Annotated in this window: 21 protein-coding genes; 16 read left to right on the plus strand and 5 right to left on the minus strand. The window is 59.7% G+C overall.

All coding sequences use genetic code 11. From position 1 onward, the window contains the following. Positions 1 to 142: 142 nt before the first annotated feature. Both QSV77_RS18950 and QSV77_RS18955 read right to left on the minus strand, forming a co-directional pair. Positions 143 to 346 (minus strand): CsbD family protein, encoded by a 204-nt coding sequence (locus tag QSV77_RS18950; RefSeq protein WP_142842040.1) that lies wholly within the window; start codon positions 344 to 346, stop codon positions 143 to 145. Positions 347 to 538: 192 nt separating this feature from the next. Then, positions 539 to 1,381 (minus strand): LysR family transcriptional regulator, encoded by an 843-nt coding sequence (locus QSV77_RS18955; RefSeq protein WP_302734662.1) that lies wholly within the window; start codon positions 1,379 to 1,381, stop codon positions 539 to 541. An 89-nt stretch (positions 1,382 to 1,470) separates the two neighbouring features. On the opposite strand from QSV77_RS18955, the gene QSV77_RS18960 reads away from it, so the two are divergent. Both QSV77_RS18960 and QSV77_RS18965 read left to right on the plus strand, forming a co-directional pair. Further along, the gene (locus tag QSV77_RS18960) at positions 1,471 to 1,884 is read left to right on the plus strand and encodes a 4-oxalocrotonate tautomerase family protein (protein WP_269700025.1); all 414 of its coding nucleotides are present in this window, start codon (positions 1,471 to 1,473) and stop codon (positions 1,882 to 1,884) included. 137 nt (positions 1,885 to 2,021) lie between these two features. After that, positions 2,022 to 3,230: an MFS transporter gene (locus QSV77_RS18965; protein WP_142842037.1), complete on the plus strand. Its 1,209-nt coding sequence runs from the start codon at positions 2,022 to 2,024 to the stop codon at positions 3,228 to 3,230. A 157-nt stretch (positions 3,231 to 3,387) separates the two neighbouring features. Here QSV77_RS18965 and QSV77_RS18970 read toward each other — a convergent pair whose 3' ends face one another. Further along, entirely contained in the window at positions 3,388 to 3,855 is a 468-nt protein-coding gene (locus QSV77_RS18970) for an Lrp/AsnC family transcriptional regulator (protein WP_142842036.1), read from the minus strand. A gap of 121 nt (positions 3,856 to 3,976) precedes the next feature. Here QSV77_RS18970 and QSV77_RS18975 point away from each other — a divergent pair, with 121 nt between their 5' ends. The 11 genes from QSV77_RS18975 to ehuA all read left to right on the plus strand — a co-directional run bounded on the left by QSV77_RS18975 (position 3,977) and on the right by ehuA (position 15,903). Beyond that, positions 3,977 to 5,455: an NAD-dependent succinate-semialdehyde dehydrogenase gene (locus QSV77_RS18975; protein ID WP_302734663.1), complete on the plus strand. Its 1,479-nt coding sequence runs from the start codon at positions 3,977 to 3,979 to the stop codon at positions 5,453 to 5,455. Positions 5,456 to 5,469: 14 nt separating this feature from the next. After that, positions 5,470 to 6,873, plus strand: a complete 1,404-nt coding sequence (locus QSV77_RS18980) for an aspartate aminotransferase family protein (protein ID WP_302734665.1) — start codon at positions 5,470 to 5,472, stop codon at positions 6,871 to 6,873. 168 nt (positions 6,874 to 7,041) lie between these two features. Then, positions 7,042 to 8,490 (plus strand): PLP-dependent aminotransferase family protein, encoded by a 1,449-nt coding sequence (locus QSV77_RS18985; protein WP_302734667.1) that lies wholly within the window; start codon positions 7,042 to 7,044, stop codon positions 8,488 to 8,490. Between the two features lie 70 nt (positions 8,491 to 8,560). Continuing rightward, entirely contained in the window at positions 8,561 to 9,580 is a 1,020-nt protein-coding gene (gene eutB, locus QSV77_RS18990) for a hydroxyectoine utilization dehydratase EutB (RefSeq protein ID WP_302734669.1), read from the plus strand. Then, the gene (gene eutC, locus QSV77_RS18995) at positions 9,577 to 10,590 is read left to right on the plus strand and encodes an ectoine utilization protein EutC (RefSeq protein ID WP_302734671.1); all 1,014 of its coding nucleotides are present in this window, start codon (positions 9,577 to 9,579) and stop codon (positions 10,588 to 10,590) included. Before eutB ends, eutC begins: the two co-directional genes overlap by 4 nt. Continuing rightward, positions 10,587 to 11,765, plus strand: coding sequence for an ectoine hydrolase DoeA (gene doeA, locus QSV77_RS19000; protein ID WP_302734673.1), 1,179 nt, complete (start codon positions 10,587 to 10,589; stop codon positions 11,763 to 11,765). The genes eutC and doeA overlap by 4 nt, the downstream gene beginning before the upstream one ends. A gap of 4 nt (positions 11,766 to 11,769) precedes the next feature. Beyond that, positions 11,770 to 12,783: a N(2)-acetyl-L-2,4-diaminobutanoate deacetylase DoeB gene (doeB, locus tag QSV77_RS19005; RefSeq protein ID WP_302735274.1), complete on the plus strand. Its 1,014-nt coding sequence runs from the start codon at positions 11,770 to 11,772 to the stop codon at positions 12,781 to 12,783. A gap of 61 nt (positions 12,784 to 12,844) precedes the next feature. After that, positions 12,845 to 13,696, plus strand: coding sequence for an ectoine/hydroxyectoine ABC transporter substrate-binding protein EhuB (gene ehuB / locus QSV77_RS19010; protein WP_302734674.1), 852 nt, complete (start codon positions 12,845 to 12,847; stop codon positions 13,694 to 13,696). Between the two features lie 60 nt (positions 13,697 to 13,756). Beyond that, on the plus strand, positions 13,757 to 14,422 hold the full coding sequence (gene ehuC / locus QSV77_RS19015) for an ectoine/hydroxyectoine ABC transporter permease subunit EhuC (RefSeq protein WP_269700018.1): 666 nt from the start codon (positions 13,757 to 13,759) through the stop codon (positions 14,420 to 14,422). 12 nt (positions 14,423 to 14,434) lie between these two features. Then, a complete protein-coding gene (gene ehuD, locus QSV77_RS19020) occupies positions 14,435 to 15,127 on the plus strand; it encodes an ectoine/hydroxyectoine ABC transporter permease subunit EhuD (protein WP_302734675.1) in 693 nt (230 codons plus the stop codon). Beyond that, positions 15,124 to 15,903: an ectoine/hydroxyectoine ABC transporter ATP-binding protein EhuA gene (gene ehuA / locus QSV77_RS19025; protein ID WP_269700016.1), complete on the plus strand. Its 780-nt coding sequence runs from the start codon at positions 15,124 to 15,126 to the stop codon at positions 15,901 to 15,903. Before ehuD ends, ehuA begins: the two co-directional genes overlap by 4 nt. 33 nt (positions 15,904 to 15,936) lie before the next feature. Here the strand turns inward: ehuA and QSV77_RS19030 are convergent, their stop codons facing one another. Next, complete coding sequence (locus tag QSV77_RS19030) at positions 15,937 to 16,845, minus strand: LysR family transcriptional regulator (RefSeq protein WP_302734676.1); 909 nt, start codon at positions 16,843 to 16,845, stop codon at positions 15,937 to 15,939. Between the two features lie 117 nt (positions 16,846 to 16,962). Here QSV77_RS19030 and QSV77_RS19035 point away from each other — a divergent pair, with 117 nt between their 5' ends. The 3 genes from QSV77_RS19035 to QSV77_RS19045 all read left to right on the plus strand — a co-directional run bounded on the left by QSV77_RS19035 (position 16,963) and on the right by QSV77_RS19045 (position 18,629). After that, positions 16,963 to 17,685: an SDR family oxidoreductase gene (locus QSV77_RS19035; protein WP_302734677.1), complete on the plus strand. Its 723-nt coding sequence runs from the start codon at positions 16,963 to 16,965 to the stop codon at positions 17,683 to 17,685. Between the two features lie 21 nt (positions 17,686 to 17,706). Continuing rightward, the gene (locus tag QSV77_RS19040) at positions 17,707 to 18,015 is read left to right on the plus strand and encodes an Atu4866 domain-containing protein (RefSeq protein WP_302735275.1); all 309 of its coding nucleotides are present in this window, start codon (positions 17,707 to 17,709) and stop codon (positions 18,013 to 18,015) included. 215 nt (positions 18,016 to 18,230) lie between these two features. Beyond that, on the plus strand, positions 18,231 to 18,629 hold the full coding sequence (locus QSV77_RS19045; RefSeq protein ID WP_302734678.1) for a hypothetical protein: 399 nt from the start codon (positions 18,231 to 18,233) through the stop codon (positions 18,627 to 18,629). 95 nt (positions 18,630 to 18,724) lie between these two features. Here QSV77_RS19045 and QSV77_RS19050 read toward each other — a convergent pair whose 3' ends face one another. Next, positions 18,725 to 19,720: a hypothetical protein gene (locus QSV77_RS19050; RefSeq protein ID WP_302734679.1), complete on the minus strand. Its 996-nt coding sequence runs from the start codon at positions 19,718 to 19,720 to the stop codon at positions 18,725 to 18,727. Positions 19,721 to 19,851: the final 131 nt, after the last annotated feature.

The raw sequence follows: 19,851 nt of genomic DNA on the forward strand, positions 1-19,851 counted from the left end.
ATAAATCCTCCGCGTAGCGGTTGATTATGTGCTGGTGACAGGTGCGAGCTGATTGCTCTACAGACCAAACTCGCAGCACCTGAAAAAGTTTCACGACGGCAGGTTCGGATAAAGAAAACCCCGCCGAAGCGGGGTCTGTTGGTTACCAGTTCTGACGACCATACCAGTCGTCAACGTCCTTCTTTGTACGATCCTTCTCGTAACCGTAACGCTCCTGGAGCTTGCCTTCGAGCTGCTCGCGCTTGCCGTTGATGACGTCAAGGTCGTCGTCGGTGAGTTTGCCCCACTGCTCCTTGACCTTGCCCTTCATCTGCTTCCAGTTACCTTCGACACGATTCCAATCCATTTGGGCCTTCCTTTGCTTTGTGGTTACACCATGTAAATGACCGCACATCGCAGAGGTTCCGAAATGGATCACCAGCGCGACATTTCAATCGCGGAATATGTGGGCAGGCAGTCTGAGCATATGCGTGAATAGCGGGACGACGCACCAGAGATTGACCACAGCCGAACAGGGAAGAGATCCCGGCCGCCGCGCCTAGTCGCCAGTGCCCGATACGGCAGCGGCCAGCGCCCGGATTGCCGATGCGTGGGCTGGTGTTCGCGCTCGCGACAGCAGGACGATGTCGGAGGGTGGGAGTGTTGGTAACCCCAGCTCGGCACCCCTGTCGGGCAGCCCACGGGCGCTGATGTCGCCAAGCGGCGCGACGCCCGCCCCTGCAAGAAGTGCTTCATGCAGCACCGAACAGCTTCCGGCCGTGAAGGCGTCACGCCATTCAACGCCTGCCCTTCCAAGCTCCGATACCGCGATTTCCCGGACTGCGCATTCAGACCCCAGTGAGACCAGCGGGACGGCGCCATTTGCGCGCCGCCGCCAGTCCGGCGCGGCCCGCCATCCCATCCTGTCGGTGCGAAGGATTTCTCCCTCGGGGCCACCGCCATTGCGCCGGATGATGGCGGCGTCGGCCTGCCCGGACGCAAAACGATCCTTCGCGCGCCGCGAAAAGCCGATTTCCACCTCAATCACCGCATTGGCGGGCAGCGCCGCGCGCATCGCCCGTATGGCTGTCGAAAGACGGCTGCCAATCGCGTGGTCACTGGCGGCAAGGCTGAAATGCAGCGGGGTTTCATCGCTGAAAACAAGCGCTTCCTCGTGTTTGGTAAGTAGCTCGCGCGCCTTCGGCAGGAAGACCTGACCGTCCTCCGTGAGCCGCAGGTGGCGGGGCGAGCGGTCGATGAGCCTTCTGCCGATGCGCTGTTCCAGCAACTTCAGTTTCTGGCTGACGACAGGTTGCACGGTTCCCGCCGCCTCGGCCGCCTTCGTCAGGCTGCCGAGTTCGACGCAAAGAATGAACAGGCGAACGCTTTCGAGATCAATCATATGAAATCACTATGTATGGAATATTTATCATCATCTTCTCATTATGATGAAATTTGCGCAAGGTCATCCCGCAACAAGGAGATAGACCGATGCCCATGATCAAAGCCCGATACACCAGACCGCAGAACGGAAACGACCCAAAACAGGAGGTCGCGGCCTTGCTGTCCCGCCTCACGGCGGAAATCCTGCACAAGGATCCGGGCGTCACCGCAGTCCTCGTCGAAAGTGCTGATCCCGCCGACTGGATCATTGCCGGATCGAGTGTCGCAGACCAGAAGATCGGCACCTTTTATGTCGAGGTTTCGATTACCGACCACACCAATATCAAGGATGAAACGACCGAATGGGTCCGGCGCGTCTATGACGAAATGAATGCGCTGGTTGGCCCGGTGCATGAGGCCAGCTATGTTCTGGTTCACGCCGTTGATGGCGACGCCTATGGTTATGGCGGGCAAACCCAGAATCAGCGATGGGCGCGCAGCCGCACGAATGTGAGAGAGTGAAAGGATCACTTTGGATCGACGTGCCGAATGTTGTGCAACGCACAAATTTCGGAGGAATAGGCATGAAATTCGGATTTTTAGATACATATCATCCGGAAAAATTCGTCTAAAACTCTCCCAACTCAAGGAGAGACACCATGACGGACACGACATCAGAATTTGATGGGGCAACAATTGGGCTGGAGGCCGCCGAGGAACCCGCATGGACGGCTGCGACCTGGTTTGCGGTTCTTTCGATGGCGGCCACCAGCTTTGCGCTGGTATCGGCCGAGTTCCTGCCAGCGGGATTGTTGACGCCCATGGCGCGCGATCTCGGCATCACCGAGGGAACCGCCGGGCAGGTCGTCACGGCGACAGCTTCCGTGGGCGCCGTGACGGCTTTGCTGAGCAATGTTCTCATCGGCAAACTGAACCGCAAGACCGTGCTTGTCGGTCTTAGCGCGCTGGCGATAGGCTCCAACATTCTCGCATCAGTTGCTGCCGATTTCTGGCTATTGCTGGTGGGCCGGGCCGGACTGGGTATCGCGCTCAGCGGCTTCTGGGCTCTTTCCGTTGCCGTCGTGGCGCGGCTCGTCGGCGCAAATTCCACCGGGCGCGGCATGGCCATCGTCACCCTCGGCGTTTCACTTGCCACCATCGCAGCACCCTCGATGGGCGCCTTGATCAGCGACTGGCTGGGATGGCGCATCGCCATGTCGATGACGGCGGGACTTGCAATCATTGCCATGCTGCTGCAGATCCTCAGCCTGCCGTCGCTGCCGGCAAGCACGAGCAACAGTCTTTCCGATGTCCTGCGGCTGACGCGACGGCGCAGCGTACAATTGGGGATGCTTGCGATCCTGCTGCTGATGACGGGGCATTTTGCCGGCTCGGTCTATGTGCGTCCGTTCCTCGAACAGGTAACATTGCTTGAAACCACGCCGATTGCTCTTGCCCTGCTCGGCTTTGGCGTCGCTTCGGTGATCGGCAATGTGCTGGGAGGCCGAATGGCTGACACCAGTATCCGCCTTGCGCTCATCGTCACCGCCGCCCTGATGGCATTTGCGACGATCGCCCTCGTTGTCTGGGGTGCTCATACCAGTGCCGCATTTGCACTCGTCGCCCTTTGGGGCCTTGCCTTCGGCATGGCGCCCGTGGTGCTGCCGACCAACCTTTCCCGTGGCGCACCCGACGCCCTGGAGGCAGCTGGCAGCCTGATGGTCGTTTCATTTCAGGTTGCCATCAGTATCGGTGCGGTTTTCGGCGGTTACATCGTTGATTCCTATGGGGCTACTGCGCCATTGGCTCTCACCGCCATCCTCGCCGCATCCACAGTCGGTCTCGCTCTGCTGCAGCGTCCCGACTGATCATTCGGGGCACGGAGCCGATCCAGAAATTGTGCTGGCGTTACTTACGCCAGCACGCGCGTTTTTTTAGCTTTCCTTTCCAAGAGGCTCATGCCGCGGGTGCGGGTTCATTCAAACGGCACCCAAAACGCTCAGCGGAAAACCAGAGGCGCTCCAATCACGCTTCGATTGGAAAGGCAAAACCGGCTTTAACCCGATCCATCACAACCATGGTCTTGAAGCCTTTAATGTCGTGGTTTTCATAAAAGAACCGGCGGGTGAAGGCCTCGTAATCCTCCATGTCCTTTGCCGTGATGACCAGGATGAAGTCGGCGTCGCCGGTGACATAATAACCGATCATGACTTCCCGCGTGGCGCGAATGGCGGCCTTGAAGCGATCGACGATGTCCGCCCGCTCGCGCTCCAGCGATACCAGAACGATCATGGTGATGCCGCGCCCGACGGCTTTGGGTGAGATGATTGCCACATCCGCTTCAATCACCCCCTCCTCGCGCAGGCGCTTCAGCCGCCTTTGACATGCCGTGGGCGACAGGTTGACGATCTGCGCCAGTTCTTCCGATGTCAGGCGGTTGTTCTTCTGCACGGCGTCAAGCAGCGCCCTGTCGGCTCGATCTATGGTGGTCATGCAGAATTCCTGCGTCAATATGAGAAACTAAGCACTATTCCTGCGTAACGACAGGAACAAACGCCGCCGATCGATGATGCCGCGCCGTTAAGCTCCTTGCAAATAAAAAGGGAGCCTCCTCATGAAAGATATCGCCAGCGCGGCGCTAAAAAGTCTGCATCGGCCCGATCTGGTCGAGCATCGTGCCTTTCTTGATGGGGCATGGGTGGCGCGTGACGAGAAACTGAGCGTTATCGATCCGGCCACCGGCGACCACCTCGCCAGCGTGTCCTCCTGCTCGCTCGACGATGTCGATGTCGCAATCGATGCCGCCGGCAAAGCCTTTCTCGACTGGCGCGAACGGCTGCCCGTCGAACGGGGCGACATCCTGCGCGCCTGGGGCAGGTTGATGCGTGAAAACGCGGATGATCTCGCCACCATCATAACCGCCGAACAGGGTAAACCGCTTTCTGAATCCCTTGGCGAGATTTCCTATGCCGCCAATTTTCTCGACTGGTTCGCGAGCGAAGGCGAACGGTCCTATGGTGAAACCATCCCGAGCCATTTGAAGGGCGGTAGCCTGTCCGTGCAGATGCAGCCAATCGGCGTTACCGTGGCAATCACCCCATGGAACTTCCCTTCCGCCATGATAACCCGCAAGGCCGGTGCCGCTCTTGCCGCCGGTTGCACCATGATCGTCAAACCGGCACCGGAAACGCCGCTCTCGGCTCTGGCTCTGGCAAAGCTTGCGGAAGAGGCGGGAATGCCATCAGGCGTTTTACAGGTGTTGCCTGGCGAAGCTGCCCCGCTGGCGCGCCGCCTTCTGGACCACACCGATGTTCGCGCATTTTCCTTCACCGGTTCGACGCAGGTCGGACGGGTCCTCCTCGAACAATCGGCGGCAACCGTCAAAAAAGCATCGCTTGAGCTTGGTGGCCATGCGCCTTTCATCGTGTTCGAGGATACCAACCTGTCCCAGGCGGTCAAAGGCTGCCTCGGCGCCAAATTCGCCACATCGGGACAGGACTGCCTTGCGGCAAACCGCATCTACGTTCAACGCGCAGTTTACGAACGGTTCATCGACAAGTTTGCCAAAGCGACGTCCGAACTTGTGGTCGGCCACGGCCTTGAACCCGATATCGATATCGGCCCGATGACACGCGCTTCTGTCGCCGAGAAATGCCGTCAGCAGATCGCCCAGGCTCTGTCAGCCGGCGCACGTCTGGTCTGCGGCGGGCAGGATAGTCCCCTGGGCGGCAATTTTGTTACGCCGACGGTTCTTGCCGACGTTACCGACGACATGCTGATCGCCCGCGAAGAAACCTTCGGGCCGGTCGCCGCCATATTGCCGTTCGACGATGAGCAGGAGGTAGTCCGCCGCGCCAACGCGACGGAAATGGGGCTTGCAGCCTATCTCTACACCAACGACCTCGGCCGCGCGATGCGTCTCACCAACCAGCTGGAATACGGCATGGTGGCCGTCAACACGCCGAAATTCACCGGCGCGCCCATTCCATTCGGCGGCTGGAAACAATCCGGGCTTGGCCGCGAGGGGTCGCGCCATGGTCTCCTGGAATATCTCGAACCCAAATATGTCTGCTTCGGCAATCTTGCTGCCTGAAAGGAATTTCTGTCATGACCATCGACATCAAACGTATCGCCGAAATGGATCGCAACGCAGTTCTGCACCCCTTTACGCAGCTGAAGGATTTCGCCAGCGGCAAGCTCGGCGAACCGACGATCGTTGAAACCGGCAAGGGCATTCGCATTCAGGACGCGCATGGCAAACAATTGATCGATGGTTTCGCCGGGCTTTATTGCGTCAATGTCGGATATGGCCGCACCGAGGTGGCCGAGGCTATTTCCCGTCAGGCCTATCGCCTTGCCTATTACCATTCCTACGCCGCCCACACGACCGACGAACTGGCAATCCTTTCTGACCGGCTGGTGAAAATGGCGCCAGGCAGGATGAGCAAGGTCTTTTATGGCATGTCCGGTTCGGATGCCAACGAGACCCAGGCAAAGCTTGTCTGGTATTACAGCAACCTGCGCGGCAAGCCGGAAAAGAAGAAGATCATCTCGCGTGAGCGCGGATATCACGGCTGCAGCGTCGTCTCCGGCTCCATGACCGGCATGAGCTTCTATCATGATCATATGGACCTGCCGCGTGCGGGCATTCTGCACACCGGCGCTCCCCATCATTATTGGGGCGCGGAAGCAGGTGAAACCGAACTCGAATTTTCAAAACGGCGTGCCGACGAGCTCGAGGCCCTTATCCTCCGGGAAAATCCCGATACGATTGGTGCCTTCATTGCCGAACCGGTACTCGGCACCGGCGGCATTACACCGCCACCGGAAGGTTATTGGGCGGCGATACAGACTGTCCTCAGGAAATACGACATCCTGCTGATCGCCGATGAAGTGATCACTGGTTTCGGGCGTACCGGCTCCATGTTCGGCTCGCAGCATTATGGCATCGAACCGGATCTGATTACCGTCGCCAAGGGCCTGACCTCCGCCTATTTCCCGCTGTCCGGCGCAATCGTCGGCGAGAAGGTTTACAAGGTGATGGAGGAAGGCGCCGATCGCGTCGGTGCCTTCTCGCACGGCTATACCTATTCGGGCCATCCAATTGGTGCGGCAGCGGCAAATGCCGTACTCGACATCGTGGAAAAGGAAGACCTGCCGGGCAATGCAAGGGCTGTCGGCAGCTACTTCCAGGAACAGCTCAAGGCGAAGTTTGCCCAGCTGCCAATCGTCGGTGAAGTGCGCGGTGTGGGCCTGATGGGCGCAATCGAATTTGTCGCCGATCGTGACAGGAAAACCCGCTTTGCCCCCGGTCTTGCGGTCGGCGCGCGCGTTTCCAAGGCGGCGCGCAACGGCGGTCTCATTGCACGTGCCATGCCGCATGGCGATATTCTGGGTTTTGCGCCGCCACTCGTCACGACAAAGGCAGAGGTGGACGAAATCATCACCATCGCCGAAGCTGCCGTTCGCAGCGTCATGGATGAACTGGTACAGGCGGGCGAAAAAATCTGAGGATCCGCGCCATCCCGCTTCCACCATCAATGCCTGTTTGAGCGGCAACAGCGTGACGATTGCGCATATTCGCCGTGCAATCGTCACCGGCAATGCATAAGGCTTCATCTTTTTGAAGAACCGTGCATAATGTCATGAAATTACCTTCGCCAAAAACGAGACAATTTCATGCGTCGTCAAGCCAATCCGCTCAGCCCCGATCCGGTTCCCGCAACAAAACCGGTGGCATGGCGGCCAAGCCTGACCAAGCAGAAGGGCGAGACCAAACATTCGGCACTGACGGAACGGATCATCGCCGATATCGATGCCGGCGTCTTGAAGCCGATGGACCGCATGCCGACCCATCGTGATCTGGCCCGTGATCTTGGCCTTTCCGTCCAGACCGTCAGCCTCTCCTACAAGGAGGCTGAACGGCTGGGTTATCTGAGCGGCGAAATCGGCCGCGGCACCTTCGTCAAGGCGCGGGTAACAGACCGGGCGGGCCGCATGATGCTGGATCACAGCCCGACCGAGGTGCTTGATCTTTCCATCATCCGCGGCGTTTATCTCGAGGAGCACGAAGCTGCCTCGCGCGCGATCCTGCGCGAACTGGCGGATAGTGACAATTCAGGCTTCATGCGCCCCTGCCGTCCGGTCGCGGGACTGGACAGTCATCGCGAGACGGCACGCAGCTGGCTCGGCATGATGGGCGTCACGGCCGGTGCGGAGCGTATCCTTGTCACCAACGGCGCCGCACACGGCATTTTTCTCGCGCTCAGCTGCATCGTCCGTTCGAGCGACGTCGTGCTGTGCGAAAACCTTACCGACCACGGCATTATCGGTCTTTCGAACATCCTGGGGTTCAGCCTCAAGGGGCTGCCCACCGATGGCGAGGGCATTCTGCCCGACGCGCTGGAGGCCGCCTGTGCTGCGGGCGGGGTGCGGGCGCTCGTTCTCATCCCCACCCTCAACAATCCCACCGGCCACGTCGCGGGCGCGGAACGCCGGCGCGACATCGCCGCGATTGCGCAACGACACGGCGTCTTCGTCATTGAGGATGAAGTGTATCGCCCGATGATCGAAGACGGGTTGCCGTCCATCACCGAGATGCTGCCGGATCTGGGCTTTTTCGTTACCAGCTTTACCAAGACGGTCCTGACAGGGCTGCGGGTCGGTTATCTCGTCGTACCACCCGCCTATTCCATCCGCGCCGCCTCCATCCTGCGGGTGTCGAGCTGGAGCGGTACATATCTGACCGCCGAAATCGCCACACGCTGGGTTGAAAACGGCACGGCGCGCCGGCTGCTGGACGTCCAGCGCGCCGAAGCCCGCGCCCGACAGACCATTGCAATGGAAATCCTCGGCAACCATATCGCCTCGAGCCATCCCCTCTCCTTCTGCGCCTGGCTCAGGGTTCCGCCGCACTGGACGGAAGACGGCCTGGTCCGCTCCCTGACCAACCAGAACGTTGCGGTCACGCCATCGGAGCCCTTTGTTGCCGGGCCAGGCCACGGCGGCGGCATCCGCATATGTCTCGGTGGACGCCTCAACCATCAAAGCCTCGCCAAGGCACTGACGACGGTGCGCCAGGCCTTCGAGCAATTGCCGCCGGTTTATGACATCGGTTCCATCGGCTGAAACGCCCTTGCCCGAAAATCATTGAATCATTACAATATAATAATTGACATGATTTTACTTCGCTCTCAACATGACAATCATGAAGAGCGAAAACCTTTCCATATCCGCTGACACATTCCTGCTGCCGGTCTCGCTGACAGATATCGAGCAGGCTGCCACACGTATCCTCGGCCACGTGGAGCGGACGCCGCTGGTTCGCTCCGGTGCCCTGTCGCAAGGTCACGGCGCGCCGGTCCATCTCAAACTGGAAACCCTTCAGCCGGTTGGCGCCTTCAAGCTGCGCGGCGCGATGAATGCGATCCTGTCGCTTGACGACGAGGCACGCAGGCGGGGCCTTGTCACCGCCTCGACGGGCAATCATGGCCGCGCTGTCGCCTATGCCGCGCGCAAACTCGGCATTCCCGCCACGGTCTGCATGTCGTCGCTCGTGCCGGCAAACAAGGTCGAAGCCATCCGTGCCCTCGGCGCTGATATTCGCATCGTCGGCACATCGCAGGACGACGCGCAGGAGGAAGTTGAACGCCTGACAGGCAGCCACGGCCTGACGGCGATCCCGCCCTTTGATGATGTGAATGTCGTGGCCGGTCAGGGCACGATCGGCATCGAAATTGTCGAGGACATGCCTGATCTGGAAACCATCCTCATTCCCCTCTCCGGTGGCGGCCTGGCAGGCGGCATTGCCGTGGCCATCAAGGCGTTGCGACCGCAGGCCCGTATCATCGGCATTTCCATGGAGCGCGGCGCGGCCATGCATGCATCGTTCTCGGCCGGCAGGCCTGTCTCCGTGCGGGAGGAGGAAACACTGGCGGATTCGCTGGGTGGTGGCATCGGGCTGGAAAACCGCGTGACTTTTGCACTCTGCCGCGCGCTGCTTGACGAGATCGTGCTGGTTTCCGAGGCCGAGATAGCTGCCGGGATCTGCCATGCGGCACGCGAAGAAGGTTTGATCGTGGAAGGAGCCGGCGCGGTTGGTTTTGCTGCGATCTCATCGGGCAAGATCAAAATCAGCGGCCCCACCGCTCTTATCGTATCCGGCGGCAATATCGACCCGGCCATTCACAAGACGATCGTCGAGGGAGCTGTCGCATGAGCCGCATCACCATCCTGACCGAAAACGACCTGCGCGCCATCATCAAGCTCGACCTGTCTTCCATCGACTGCATCGAACGGGCCTTTGCGGCACTGGCCACCGAAGCCGTCGCCATGCCGCCGATCCTGCGTCTCGATATTCCGGAGTTCCGCGGCGAAGTGGATGTAAAGACGGCTTACGTGCCCGGCTTTGAAGGTTTCGCCATCAAGGTCAGCCCCGGCTTCTTCGACAATCCGAAGCTTGGCCTGCCGAGCCTCAACGGCCTGATGATCCTCTTCAGTGCGAAAACGGGACTGGTGGAGGCGCTGCTTCTCGACAATGGTTATCTCACCGATGTTCGCACCGCCGCAGCCGGCGCAGTCGCTGCGCGCCACCTGTCGCGCGAGGATGCCTCCACCGCCACGATTTTCGGCGCAGGCATGCAGGCACGGTTGCAGCTGGAAGCCCTGATGCTGGTGCGCCCGATAAGATCGGCCCGGATATGGGCCCGAAACCATGACAGGGCGCAGAAACTCGCCGGCGATTTCTCCCGCGAACACGGTATCGAGATCACCGCCTTGCCCGACCCGCGTGCCGCAATACGAGGCGCGGACATCATCATCACCACAACGCCATCCGAAAAGCCGATCCTGTTTGCCGACTGGCTGGAACCGGGCCAGCATCTGACCGCGATGGGATCGGACGCCGAACACAAGAACGAGATTGATCCCGGCGTCTTTGCCCGGACAACCTATGTTGCAGACCGTCTGACCCAAACCCGCATTCTCGGCGAGCTGCACCATGCCATCGCCGCAGGGCGTGTCATGCCGGATCAGCAATTTCCCGAGCTTGGGGCGATCATCGCCGGCAAGGCGCAGGGAAGAGTGAACCGCGACCAGATAACCTTTGCCGACCTGACCGGCACCGGCGTGCAGGATACCGCCATCGCCAATCTCGCCTTCACCCGTGCAAGGGAAGCCAATAGCGGCCAGATCATCGAAAACAGCATAAAAATGGGAGACGCAGCGTGAGCATAACGCTGAACTTTACGCGCGAGGAATATGCCGCGCGCCTGTCAAAAACCCGCAAAGCCATGGAAAAGGCCGGCATCGACCTTCTTGTGGTCACCGACCCGTCCAACATGCACTGGCTGACCGGTTATGACGGCTGGTCCTTTTATGTGCATCAATGCGTTCTGGTGCCACCGGATGGCGAGCCGATCTGGTATGGCCGAAAACAGGACGCCAATGGCGCAAAGCGCACGGCCTACCTCGCCCATGACAATATTATCGGCTATCCTGATCATTACGTTCAATCCACCGAACGGCACCCGATGGATCTGCTGTCGCAGATCATCGAAGACCGGGGCTGGTCCGGCCTCACCGTCGGCGTCGAGATGGATAACTACTATTTTTCCGCCGCCGCCTTTGCGTCGCTGCAGAAACATCTGCCGAACGCCCGCTTCAAGGATGCGGCCGGTCTCGTGAACTGGCAGCGCGCAGTCAAGAGCCCGACCGAACTCGATTATATGCGCAAGGCAGGCAAGATCGTCGAGTTGATGCACAAGCGCATCGTCGATGTGGTGGAGCCCGGCATGCGCAAATGTGATCTTGTTGCCGAGATTTACGATGCCGGCATTCGCGGCACCGCCGAATTCGGCGGTGACTATCCCGCCATTGTTCCGCTTTTACCGTCCGGAGCCGACGCATCGGCGCCGCATCTGACGTGGGACGACAAACCCATGCGCCTTGGAGAAGGGACATTCTTTGAGATCGCCGGCGCCTACAGGCGTTATCATTGCCCGCTGTCGCGCACCGTTTTTCTCGGCAAGCCGACACAGGCATTTCTCGATGCGGAAAAAGCAACGCTCGAAGGCATGGAAGCCGGACTTTCGGCAGCGAAGCCAGGCAACACCTGCGAAGACATCGCCAATGCCTTTTTCGCCGTGCTGAAAAAATACGGGATCATCAAGGACAACCGTACCGGTTATCCGATCGGCCTGTCCTATCCGCCTGACTGGGGCGAGCGCACCATGAGCCTGCGGCCCGGTGACCGCACCGAGCTGAAACCCGGCATGACGTTCCATTTCATGACGGGTCTGTGGCTTGAGGACATGGGACTCGAAATCACCGAAAGCATCGCGATCACCGAAACCGGCGTCGAGTGCCTGTCGAATGTGCCGCGGCAACTCTTCGTGAAGGGCTGAGATGATGTTGAGCACCGCTCCTCGCCCCTCGCCGATCACGCCCTCCGTCGATTTCGACGCGAAAGGCGTGCAGCACGGTCATTTGCGGCTCCCCTATAGCCGCGATGACAGCGCCTGGGGTTCGGTGATGATACCGATCTGCATCATCGCCAATGGCGAAGGCCCGACAGCCCTTTTGACCGGCGCCAATCACGGCGACGAATATGAGGGGCCGGCGGCACTTTTCGAGCTTGCCCATACGCTTGATCCGGGTGAGGTAAGCGGGCGCATCATCATCGTGCCGGCGCTTAACTATCCGGCCTTTCGCGCGGGCACACGGACGTCGCCAATCGACCGGGGAAACCTGAACCGCAGCTTTCCCGGCCGGCCCGACGGCACGGTGACGGAGAAGATCGCCGATTACGTGACCCGACATCTGATACCGCTTGCGGATATCGTTCTCGATTTCCATTCCGGCGGCAGGACACTTGACTTCCTGCCCTATGCCGCCGCTCACGAATTGCCCGACAAGGCGCAGGAGACCCGTTGTTTTGAGGCGGTGGCGGCCTTTGCAGCGCCCTATTCGATGAAGATGCTGGAAATCGACGCCGTCGGCATGCTCGATACGACCGTCGAGGAACTCGGCAAGGTCTTTGTCACGACCGAACTTGGCGGGGCCGGCACGGCGAGCGCTAGATCGATCGACATCGCCCGAAAAGGCAGCCTCAACCTGCTGCGCCACGCCGGCATACTGGCTGGTTCGCTGGATGTTCAACCAAGCCGCTGGCTGGACATGCCCTCCAGCGATTGCTTCACCTTTGCCGAAGATGACGGGCTCGTCGCCTTTGTCCGCGATCTGGGAGACGCGGTCACGGCAGGTGAAATCATCGCCCGGGTCTATCCGGTTGGAAAAACCGGCCTCGCGCCAGTCGATTATCGCGCATCCATGCATGGCGTGCTCGCGGCACGCCACGTTCCCGGTCTGATCAAGGCCGGCGACTGCCTTTCCGTCATCGCCACGGTAACGGAGAACACATAGTCAAACGAACCCACGTGAGATCCGAAAACGGACCACGCAACCCAACCAGAGGAGTAATACCATGCACATCACCAAAATCGCCGGGCTTTCCGCCCTTGCCCTTGCCATCGGCGTGACTTCGGCCAGCGCCTTGACCCTCGAGGAGGTCAAAAGCCAGGGATATATTCGTGCCGCCACGGCAAACGAAGTGCCCTATTCCTACATGCAGCCCGACGGCACATCTGCCGGGATCGGCCCTGATGTGGCAAATGCGGTTCTGAAATCGATGGGTATCGAGGAGGTCAACTGGACGGTGACGCCCTTCGGCACGCTGATCCCCGGCCTCAAGGCCCGTCGTTTCGATTTCGCGGCGGCAGAACAGAACATCTCGCCCGAACGCTGCAAGCAGGTCTCCTTCACCGAGCCGAATTCTTCCTACGGCGAAGGCCTGCTGGTGAAGAAGGGCAATCCGAAGAAGCTGACGACCTATGCCGATATCGCCAAGGATCCGTCCTTGAAGGTGGCCGTCGTCTCGGGCGCCAACAATGTCGACTTCCTGCGGGCAGTCGGCGTCAAGGACGAGCAGATCGTCTTCATTCCGGCCAATGCCGACGCGATCCCCACCGTCCAGAGCCGCGCGGACGCCTATGCGGCCACGGAGCTCACCGTCTCCGAACTGGCCAAGAACCAGGCCAATGTCGAGCAGGTCACGCCATTTGAGGATCCGGTGGTAAAGGGTAATCCGGTCCGCAACTATGGCGGCTTCGCCTTCCGCCCCGAGGACAAGGAGTTGCGCGACGCATTTGACGCCGCTCTGGTCGAGTTCCGCAAGACGGATGACTACAAGAAAATCCTGTCCAAATACGGTCTGTCCGAACAGAGTATCGCGGCAGCGGCCGAAAAGAAGGTCGCCGATCTCTGCGCCGGAAAATAAAGCTCAGCGGCGCCCGGTTTTCGCCGGGCACCGCTCGTCAGGAACTTGGGAAAACGCCAGATGGACATGACCGCCTACCTGCCGATGATGTGGCAAGGTGCCGTCGTCACCATGACGATCACGCTCGCAGCGCTTGTGGTCGGCACGCTGCTTGCCTTCTTTTTCGGGATTCTGCGTGTCGAGGGCGGACCGATCCTGTCCAGGGTCGCGCTTTGTTATACGGAGGTGTTTCGCGGCACCTCGTTGCTGGTTCAGCTCTTCTGGTTCTATTACGCGCTGCCGCTGGTCGGGCTGAGCTTTGATCCGATCACCACGGGTATTCTGGTGCTTGCCGCCCATGCCGGCGGTTATGGCGCGGAGATCGTGCGCGGTGCGTTGTCCTCCGTTTCCGTGCAGCAGCTGGAAGCAGCCCGCGCGCTGAATTTTACGCGGATGCAGACGCTGTTTCGCATCTCCCTGCCGCAGGCAATCGTCGAGATGATGCCGGCATTCGGCAATCTGGCGATAGAAACGCTGAAGCTTTCTTCACTCGTGTCGCTGATCTCGATTGCCGACCTGACATTCGCGGCGCAGTCGATCCGCAACCTGACGCTGGATAGCACCAGCATCTATTCGATCACGCTGCTCTGCTATTTCGCGATGTCCCTCGTCCTGATGGTCATCATCCGGGTGATCGAACATTTCGTCAGGCGCGGCAACGTCTTCCCCCGCACCCGCCATTCGTAAGGATATCTTCTCATGATGTATGGCTACGAATGGGACACCACCACATGGCTCACCTACACAACCTCGATCCTGCCGATCATACTGATCGGCCTGATGGTAACGTTGAAGGCGGCAGCCGCCGGCTTCGCCATCGCGCTGGTTCTGGGGCTCGTTTTTGCGCTGCTGCGCCGCAGCCGGGTCAAGCTGATCTCCTGGCCGACTGCGCTGGTTGTCGAGTTCCTTCGCGATACGCCGCTTCTGGTGCAGCTGTTCTTCCTTTATTACGTGCTTCCGGATTTCGGCATCGTGCTGCCCGCCTTCCTGACCGGCGCGCTGGCGCTCGGCCTGCAATATGCGGCCTACACGTCCGAGGTCTATCGCGGCGGCATCGAGGCCGTGCATCACGGCCAGTGGGAAGCGGCGACTGCACTTAATCTCACACGCATGCAGACCTATCGGGATATCATCATTCCTCAGGCCATTCCGCGCATCGTTCCGGCCATGGGCAACTACCTCGTCGCCATGATCAAGGAAACGCCGGTGCTTTCCGTCGTCACGGTTCTGGAGATGATGGGGCTTGCCAACATGATCGGCGAGCGCACCTTCGAATATCTGGTCCCGCTGACGCTCGTCGGCCTGATCTTCCTCCTTCTGACAATAATCTGCTCGGCAGGCCTCAGCCGCCTGCAAAGGGCGCTTCCAAAAGCAGGAATACCCTTGCGATGACCAACACCACCAATCAGCCGCTGATCGAATTTTCCGATGTCACGAAGCGTTTCGGCATTCTGACGGTTCTCGACCAGTTCAATTTCAGCGTGACAAAGGGCGAGAAAGTAACGCTTATCGGCCCTTCCGGCTCCGGCAAATCAACGGTTCTGCGCATCCTCATGACGCTGGAACCGTTCCAGGAGGGCAAGCTTACCCTTGCCGACATCTCCTATCATGAACAGGGCGGCAAAGGCCCCTTTCAGGCTTCGGAGAAGCATCTTCGCCAGATCCGCAATCACGTCGGCATGGTCTTCCAGAGCTTCAACCTCTTTCCGCATATGACGGTGCTTCGCAACATCGTGGAAGCGCCGGTGCGGGTGCTGGGCATCGCCCGCGCAGAAGCGGAAGCGCGGGCAATCGAATTGCTGAAGATGGTCGGGCTGGCCGACAAGAAGGATCATTATCCGGTGCAGCTTTCCGGCGGTCAGCAGCAGCGCGTCGCCATTGCCCGCTCGCTTGCCATGCGTCCGCGTGTCCTGCTTTTTGATGAGCCAACCTCGGCACTTGACCCGCAACTGGTGGGCGAAGTGCTTTCCGTCATTCGTGATCTGGCCCATGAACACGATCTGACGATGCTGCTTGTTACCCATGAGATGCGCTTTGCCCGCGAAGTGTCAGACCGGGTCTGCTTTTTCGACAAGGGCCGCATCTGCGAGCAGGGAGCACCGGAGGAAATTTTCGGCGGGCCGAAAGAAGAGCGGACCCGCGAATTTCTGTCATCGGTTTTGCGATAAAGCAGCATCCACGCCAAGGCAGGCCATAACCGTTTAAAGCGACCGCGTGCGTTGCCTCGATATCTTGACGTGATCGATCAGCGCCCGGAGTTTGGGCGCCAGATTACGCCTGTTCGGATAATAGAGGTAGAAGCCGGGAAAATAAGGCGAGTAATCTTCAAGCAGCGGCATCAGCTCGCCGCGATCGATCCAGCTGCGGAATGTATCTTCGATGCCGAAGGTGATACCCGCTCCCGCCACCGCCATCCGGATCATCAGTGCCATGTCGTTGGTGGTGATCTCCGGCGCGACCGCGACGCTGAATTCCCGCCCGGCCTCAGCAAACTCCCAGCGATAGGGTGCACTGCGCGGAGCCGACCGCCAGCCAATGCACCGGTGATGCGCCAGTTCTTTCGGGTGAATGGGCTTGCTGCTGCCTTTGAGATAATCAGGCGAACAGACTGCCAGCTGCCGCACATCCCCGGATATCGGCACGATGATCATGTCCTCATCGATCACTTCGCCCAGCCGCACGGCTGCGTCATAGCCTTCGGCAACGATATCGAATTCCTCATCGGTCACCACGACATCGAGGTGAACGTCGGGATAGGCGGCGGTGAAGCCAGCAAGAAGCGGGCCGGACAGGAAGTTTTCTGCAATGGAAGAAACGGCAAGCCGCAACAGCCCGTTCGGACTTTCGCGCAATTCGCCCGCCTGTTCCACCGCCGCCGACATTTCGGCTATGGCCGGCGCGATATTGGCATAAAGCCCCTCACCCGCCTCAGTGAGACTGACGCTGCGGGTGGTGCGCAGCACCAGCGCCAGGCCGAGCATTTCCTCCAGCCGCCGAATTGTCTGGCTGACGGCGGAACGTGACACGCCCATACGGTCGGCCGCAGCGCTAAAACTCTTCAGCTCCGCCACCAGCGCAAAGACCGAGAGAGCGTTCAGATCGAGCGTCACTGTTTAGCTCTCCTTACCACTATGGAAATTAATAGGCATCTTATCTCAACAATGCTGCCTGTCTATCTTTCATGCAACCGCAAAAGAGCGGTGATTTCAAAAAGGAAGGACAGAACGATGGACAAGGTTGTTCTCATCACGGGAGCCTCCAGCGGCATTGGCGCGGGTATCGCGCGTGAACTCGGCAAGGCTGGTGCAAAACTCATGCTCGGCGCCCGCCGCACGGAGCGGCTGGAGGAACTCGCAAAGGAGATCCGGGAAGCGGGCAACGTCCAGGTGGCGGTCAGCCGACTGGATGTCACCAACCGTGCCGACGTGGCCGACTTCGCGGAGAAGGCCCGCGAAACCTTCGGCCGGGTCGATGTCATGATCAACAATGCCGGCGTCATGCCGCTTTCCCTGATGGCCTCGATGAAGGTCGACGAATGGGACCGCATGGTGGACGTCAACATCAAGGGCGTATTGCACGGCATCGCGGCCGTGCTGCCGGAAATGACGTCGCGCGGTTCCGGCCACATCATCAATATCGCTTCCATCGGGGCGCTGTCGGTGGTGCCAACCGCGGCCGTCTACTGCGCCACGAAATTTGCCGTCCGGGCGATTTCGGACGGGTTGCGGCAGGAACGGCCGGATCTGCGCGTCACCTGCATTCATCCCGGTGTGGTGGAAAGCGAACTGGCGGAAACGATCACCGATCCGGCAGCAGCCGAGGCCATGAAAACCTACCGCGCCATTGCGCTGAAGCCCGATGCCATCGGCCGCGCGGTGCGTTTCGCCATCGAACAGCCTGATGACGTCGATCTGAACGAGATCGTTGTTCGCCCAACGGCTGCCGCCTGAGGAGGAAAACAGATGAAAAACATGACAATACCCGTTGCCGCTGCCATCGCCATGCTGACGGGGAGCGAAACCGGCGCCGGTTCCACGCCCCCGCAAGCTCACCCGTATGTCGGCATGTGGGTGACAGGTGACGGCCATGTCCGTCAGGAGCTTTTGGCCAACGGGCGTTATGATGAAGCCCGCGGCAACCGCAAAAGCGCCTATCAGGGCCGTTACGTCGTGACCGGCAATCACATCGATTACCGGGACGATACCGGCTTTACCGCAGATGGAACGTTCATAGATGACGTCCTCCACCATGGCGGCATGATCTTTTACCGGGAACGGTGAAAAACGATTGCAATGATGGATCGCGCCTGCCCGCGATCCATCACCGGCTGCCACCTGCGACATCACAGTATCTTTTGACAGCTGTTCGCGGTGTTTGAGATCGTTCTCGATACACGTGGGAAAAACGATTTCGCTGGCCACTTTCCGTAGACATTGCATGCGACGGAGCATCGACATACCGTCGGCCGGCCTGCGCAGTCGGTAAGGAGGATGCGATGAAAACAGATTGGAACGTGGTCAGGGACCTGATGAATGCCGCAATCAATGCCTGCGAGCGCATAGAGGCGTCAGGATATGTTGAGGCCGACCGCGATGCGGTGATCGATATCGCAGGCCAAGAGGTCAGCGTCCAGGATTTGCTTGTGAGCGCATGGACTTACCCTGAAAAGCTACGTTATCAGATTATACGCGAACGCCACGATGCGGGGGTCGATCTGCCCTATGTGCCAGAAACCGCGCGCATTCTGCTTGCCATGTCTCAGGCTGCGGCTGAACTCGTGAACGCAGGTGACGTCACGCCCGCCGAAGAGAAGCTTCGCAAAATGATCGCCTGGTTCGATAGCCACCTGGCTTCAGGCATCGAAACGGCAACGGCCAATCGCAAACAGGCCTGACCACAGCCCTTTAACAGGACTCAATTTTGCTTGATCCCAGCGTTCAGCGCGTGCTCGCGGGCGGGCCATTTCGCCGCATCCCTGCCCGGTCCTGTTCAATCCGCCGGGGTGGCCAGAACCTCTCCTTCCCTGTTCTGCACGAGGCTTGCGGGCGATGACGGCTGAGGATCAACATCAGGCAGAGGTGGGGTGAGCAGCCATGCGGCTGGGTAATCTTTCCGAAGGTGCCGGGCATTATAGCGAACATGGGTTCCGGCCGCATGGCGGCGCGTGCCGAGCATCGCCTCCTTTGACAGGACCGCGCTTTTGATTTCGTAGAGTTTTCGTTCATCATCAAGGGCAATCGTCGCATCGGAGAGATCGAAATTATCGACGTGGATGGTCTGACCCTGCGGCGTGCCGAGAACCCATCTGTCGGAATCGACGAAGCCGTCGATATAGACATTGCCGGTAGAGGCGTACAGGGAGGTGCCCATCGGCAGCGTGATGCCATCAACGACATTGCCATCGGCAAGAATGCATCTGCTGAAGGCGGATATGCCGCCATCGAGCCGCAGATCAAACTCCACCGGCCGGGTCGCGTCGCAACGCCAGCCGCTCTGGGTGGTTACGCCATTGCCGGTTATCCGCATGTTGTCGGGGGTGAAGCCAATGGTTTCGTAGTTGTCGTTGGTTTTTATCGCGATATAGCGGGCGATTTCGACGGCATCGATATCTGCAACGCGCACGGGATGCGGAAACACCGCGCGGCTGAAGGCATCCCTGTTATTGGCAATGGCCAGTTCGAGTTTCGTGCCTTCGGGCATATCGATCTGGCCAAGCCGGGTTGGTTCAAGCAGTTCCGGCTGGTAGTTTGCCGTCCTATCCCGGTCATAGGCCCGCATCTCGAGACAAAAACCAGCGATCTGCAACAGGGTGAAAACCGCGATGGCGGTCACCAGCCCGTAGGGCAAGATCACCGGGCGCTTCCGCCGGCCGCTCGCATATCGAATGAGCAGCCCCAGCGTCCAGACGGCCCAGACAAAGGTCGTGGCAAGAAGGAAGGCGACAAGAAGCACCGCTTCGACGGACGGGAGTGCGACAGGGATCATGCGAATAATGGCCTTGGGCGGATCGTTTCCGATCCCGGGATATCCCGGAGCTTTAGCGCATAAGAGGTGTTTTCTTCAACTCGCAGATTGCGATCTCTGCCAGCCGCCGGCGCTCATGCGTTATCCCTGCG

It is taken from the genome of Agrobacterium sp. V1, assembly GCF_030518355.1.
Taxonomy (GTDB): Bacteria; Pseudomonadota; Alphaproteobacteria; order Rhizobiales; family Rhizobiaceae; genus Agrobacterium; species Agrobacterium cucumeris.

Coding starts and splice junctions, on each gene's coding strand:
- QSV77_RS18950 (WP_142842040.1), bottom strand. CDS start 346: ATGGATTGGAATCGTGTCGAAGGTAACTGGAAGCAGATGAAGGGCAAG.
- QSV77_RS18955 (WP_302734662.1), bottom strand. CDS start 1,381: ATGATTGATCTCGAAAGCGTTCGCCTGTTCATTCTTTGCGTCGAACTC.
- QSV77_RS18960 (WP_269700025.1), top strand. CDS start 1,471: ATGCCCATGATCAAAGCCCGATACACCAGACCGCAGAACGGAAACGAC.
- QSV77_RS18965 (WP_142842037.1), top strand. CDS start 2,022: ATGACGGACACGACATCAGAATTTGATGGGGCAACAATTGGGCTGGAG.
- QSV77_RS18970 (WP_142842036.1), bottom strand. CDS start 3,855: ATGACCACCATAGATCGAGCCGACAGGGCGCTGCTTGACGCCGTGCAG.
- QSV77_RS18975 (WP_302734663.1), top strand. CDS start 3,977: ATGAAAGATATCGCCAGCGCGGCGCTAAAAAGTCTGCATCGGCCCGAT.
- QSV77_RS18980 (WP_302734665.1), top strand. CDS start 5,470: ATGACCATCGACATCAAACGTATCGCCGAAATGGATCGCAACGCAGTT.
- QSV77_RS18985 (WP_302734667.1), top strand. CDS start 7,042: ATGCGTCGTCAAGCCAATCCGCTCAGCCCCGATCCGGTTCCCGCAACA.
- eutB (WP_302734669.1), top strand. CDS start 8,561: ATGACAATCATGAAGAGCGAAAACCTTTCCATATCCGCTGACACATTC.
- eutC (WP_302734671.1), top strand. CDS start 9,577: ATGAGCCGCATCACCATCCTGACCGAAAACGACCTGCGCGCCATCATC.
- doeB (WP_302735274.1), top strand. CDS start 11,770: ATGTTGAGCACCGCTCCTCGCCCCTCGCCGATCACGCCCTCCGTCGAT.
- ehuB (WP_302734674.1), top strand. CDS start 12,845: ATGCACATCACCAAAATCGCCGGGCTTTCCGCCCTTGCCCTTGCCATC.
- ehuC (WP_269700018.1), top strand. CDS start 13,757: ATGGACATGACCGCCTACCTGCCGATGATGTGGCAAGGTGCCGTCGTC.
- ehuD (WP_302734675.1), top strand. CDS start 14,435: ATGATGTATGGCTACGAATGGGACACCACCACATGGCTCACCTACACA.
- ehuA (WP_269700016.1), top strand. CDS start 15,124: ATGACCAACACCACCAATCAGCCGCTGATCGAATTTTCCGATGTCACG.
- QSV77_RS19035 (WP_302734677.1), top strand. CDS start 16,963: ATGGACAAGGTTGTTCTCATCACGGGAGCCTCCAGCGGCATTGGCGCG.
- QSV77_RS19040 (WP_302735275.1), top strand. CDS start 17,707: ATGACAATACCCGTTGCCGCTGCCATCGCCATGCTGACGGGGAGCGAA.
- QSV77_RS19045 (WP_302734678.1), top strand. CDS start 18,231: ATGAAAACAGATTGGAACGTGGTCAGGGACCTGATGAATGCCGCAATC.
- QSV77_RS19050 (WP_302734679.1), bottom strand. CDS start 19,720: ATGATCCCTGTCGCACTCCCGTCCGTCGAAGCGGTGCTTCTTGTCGCC.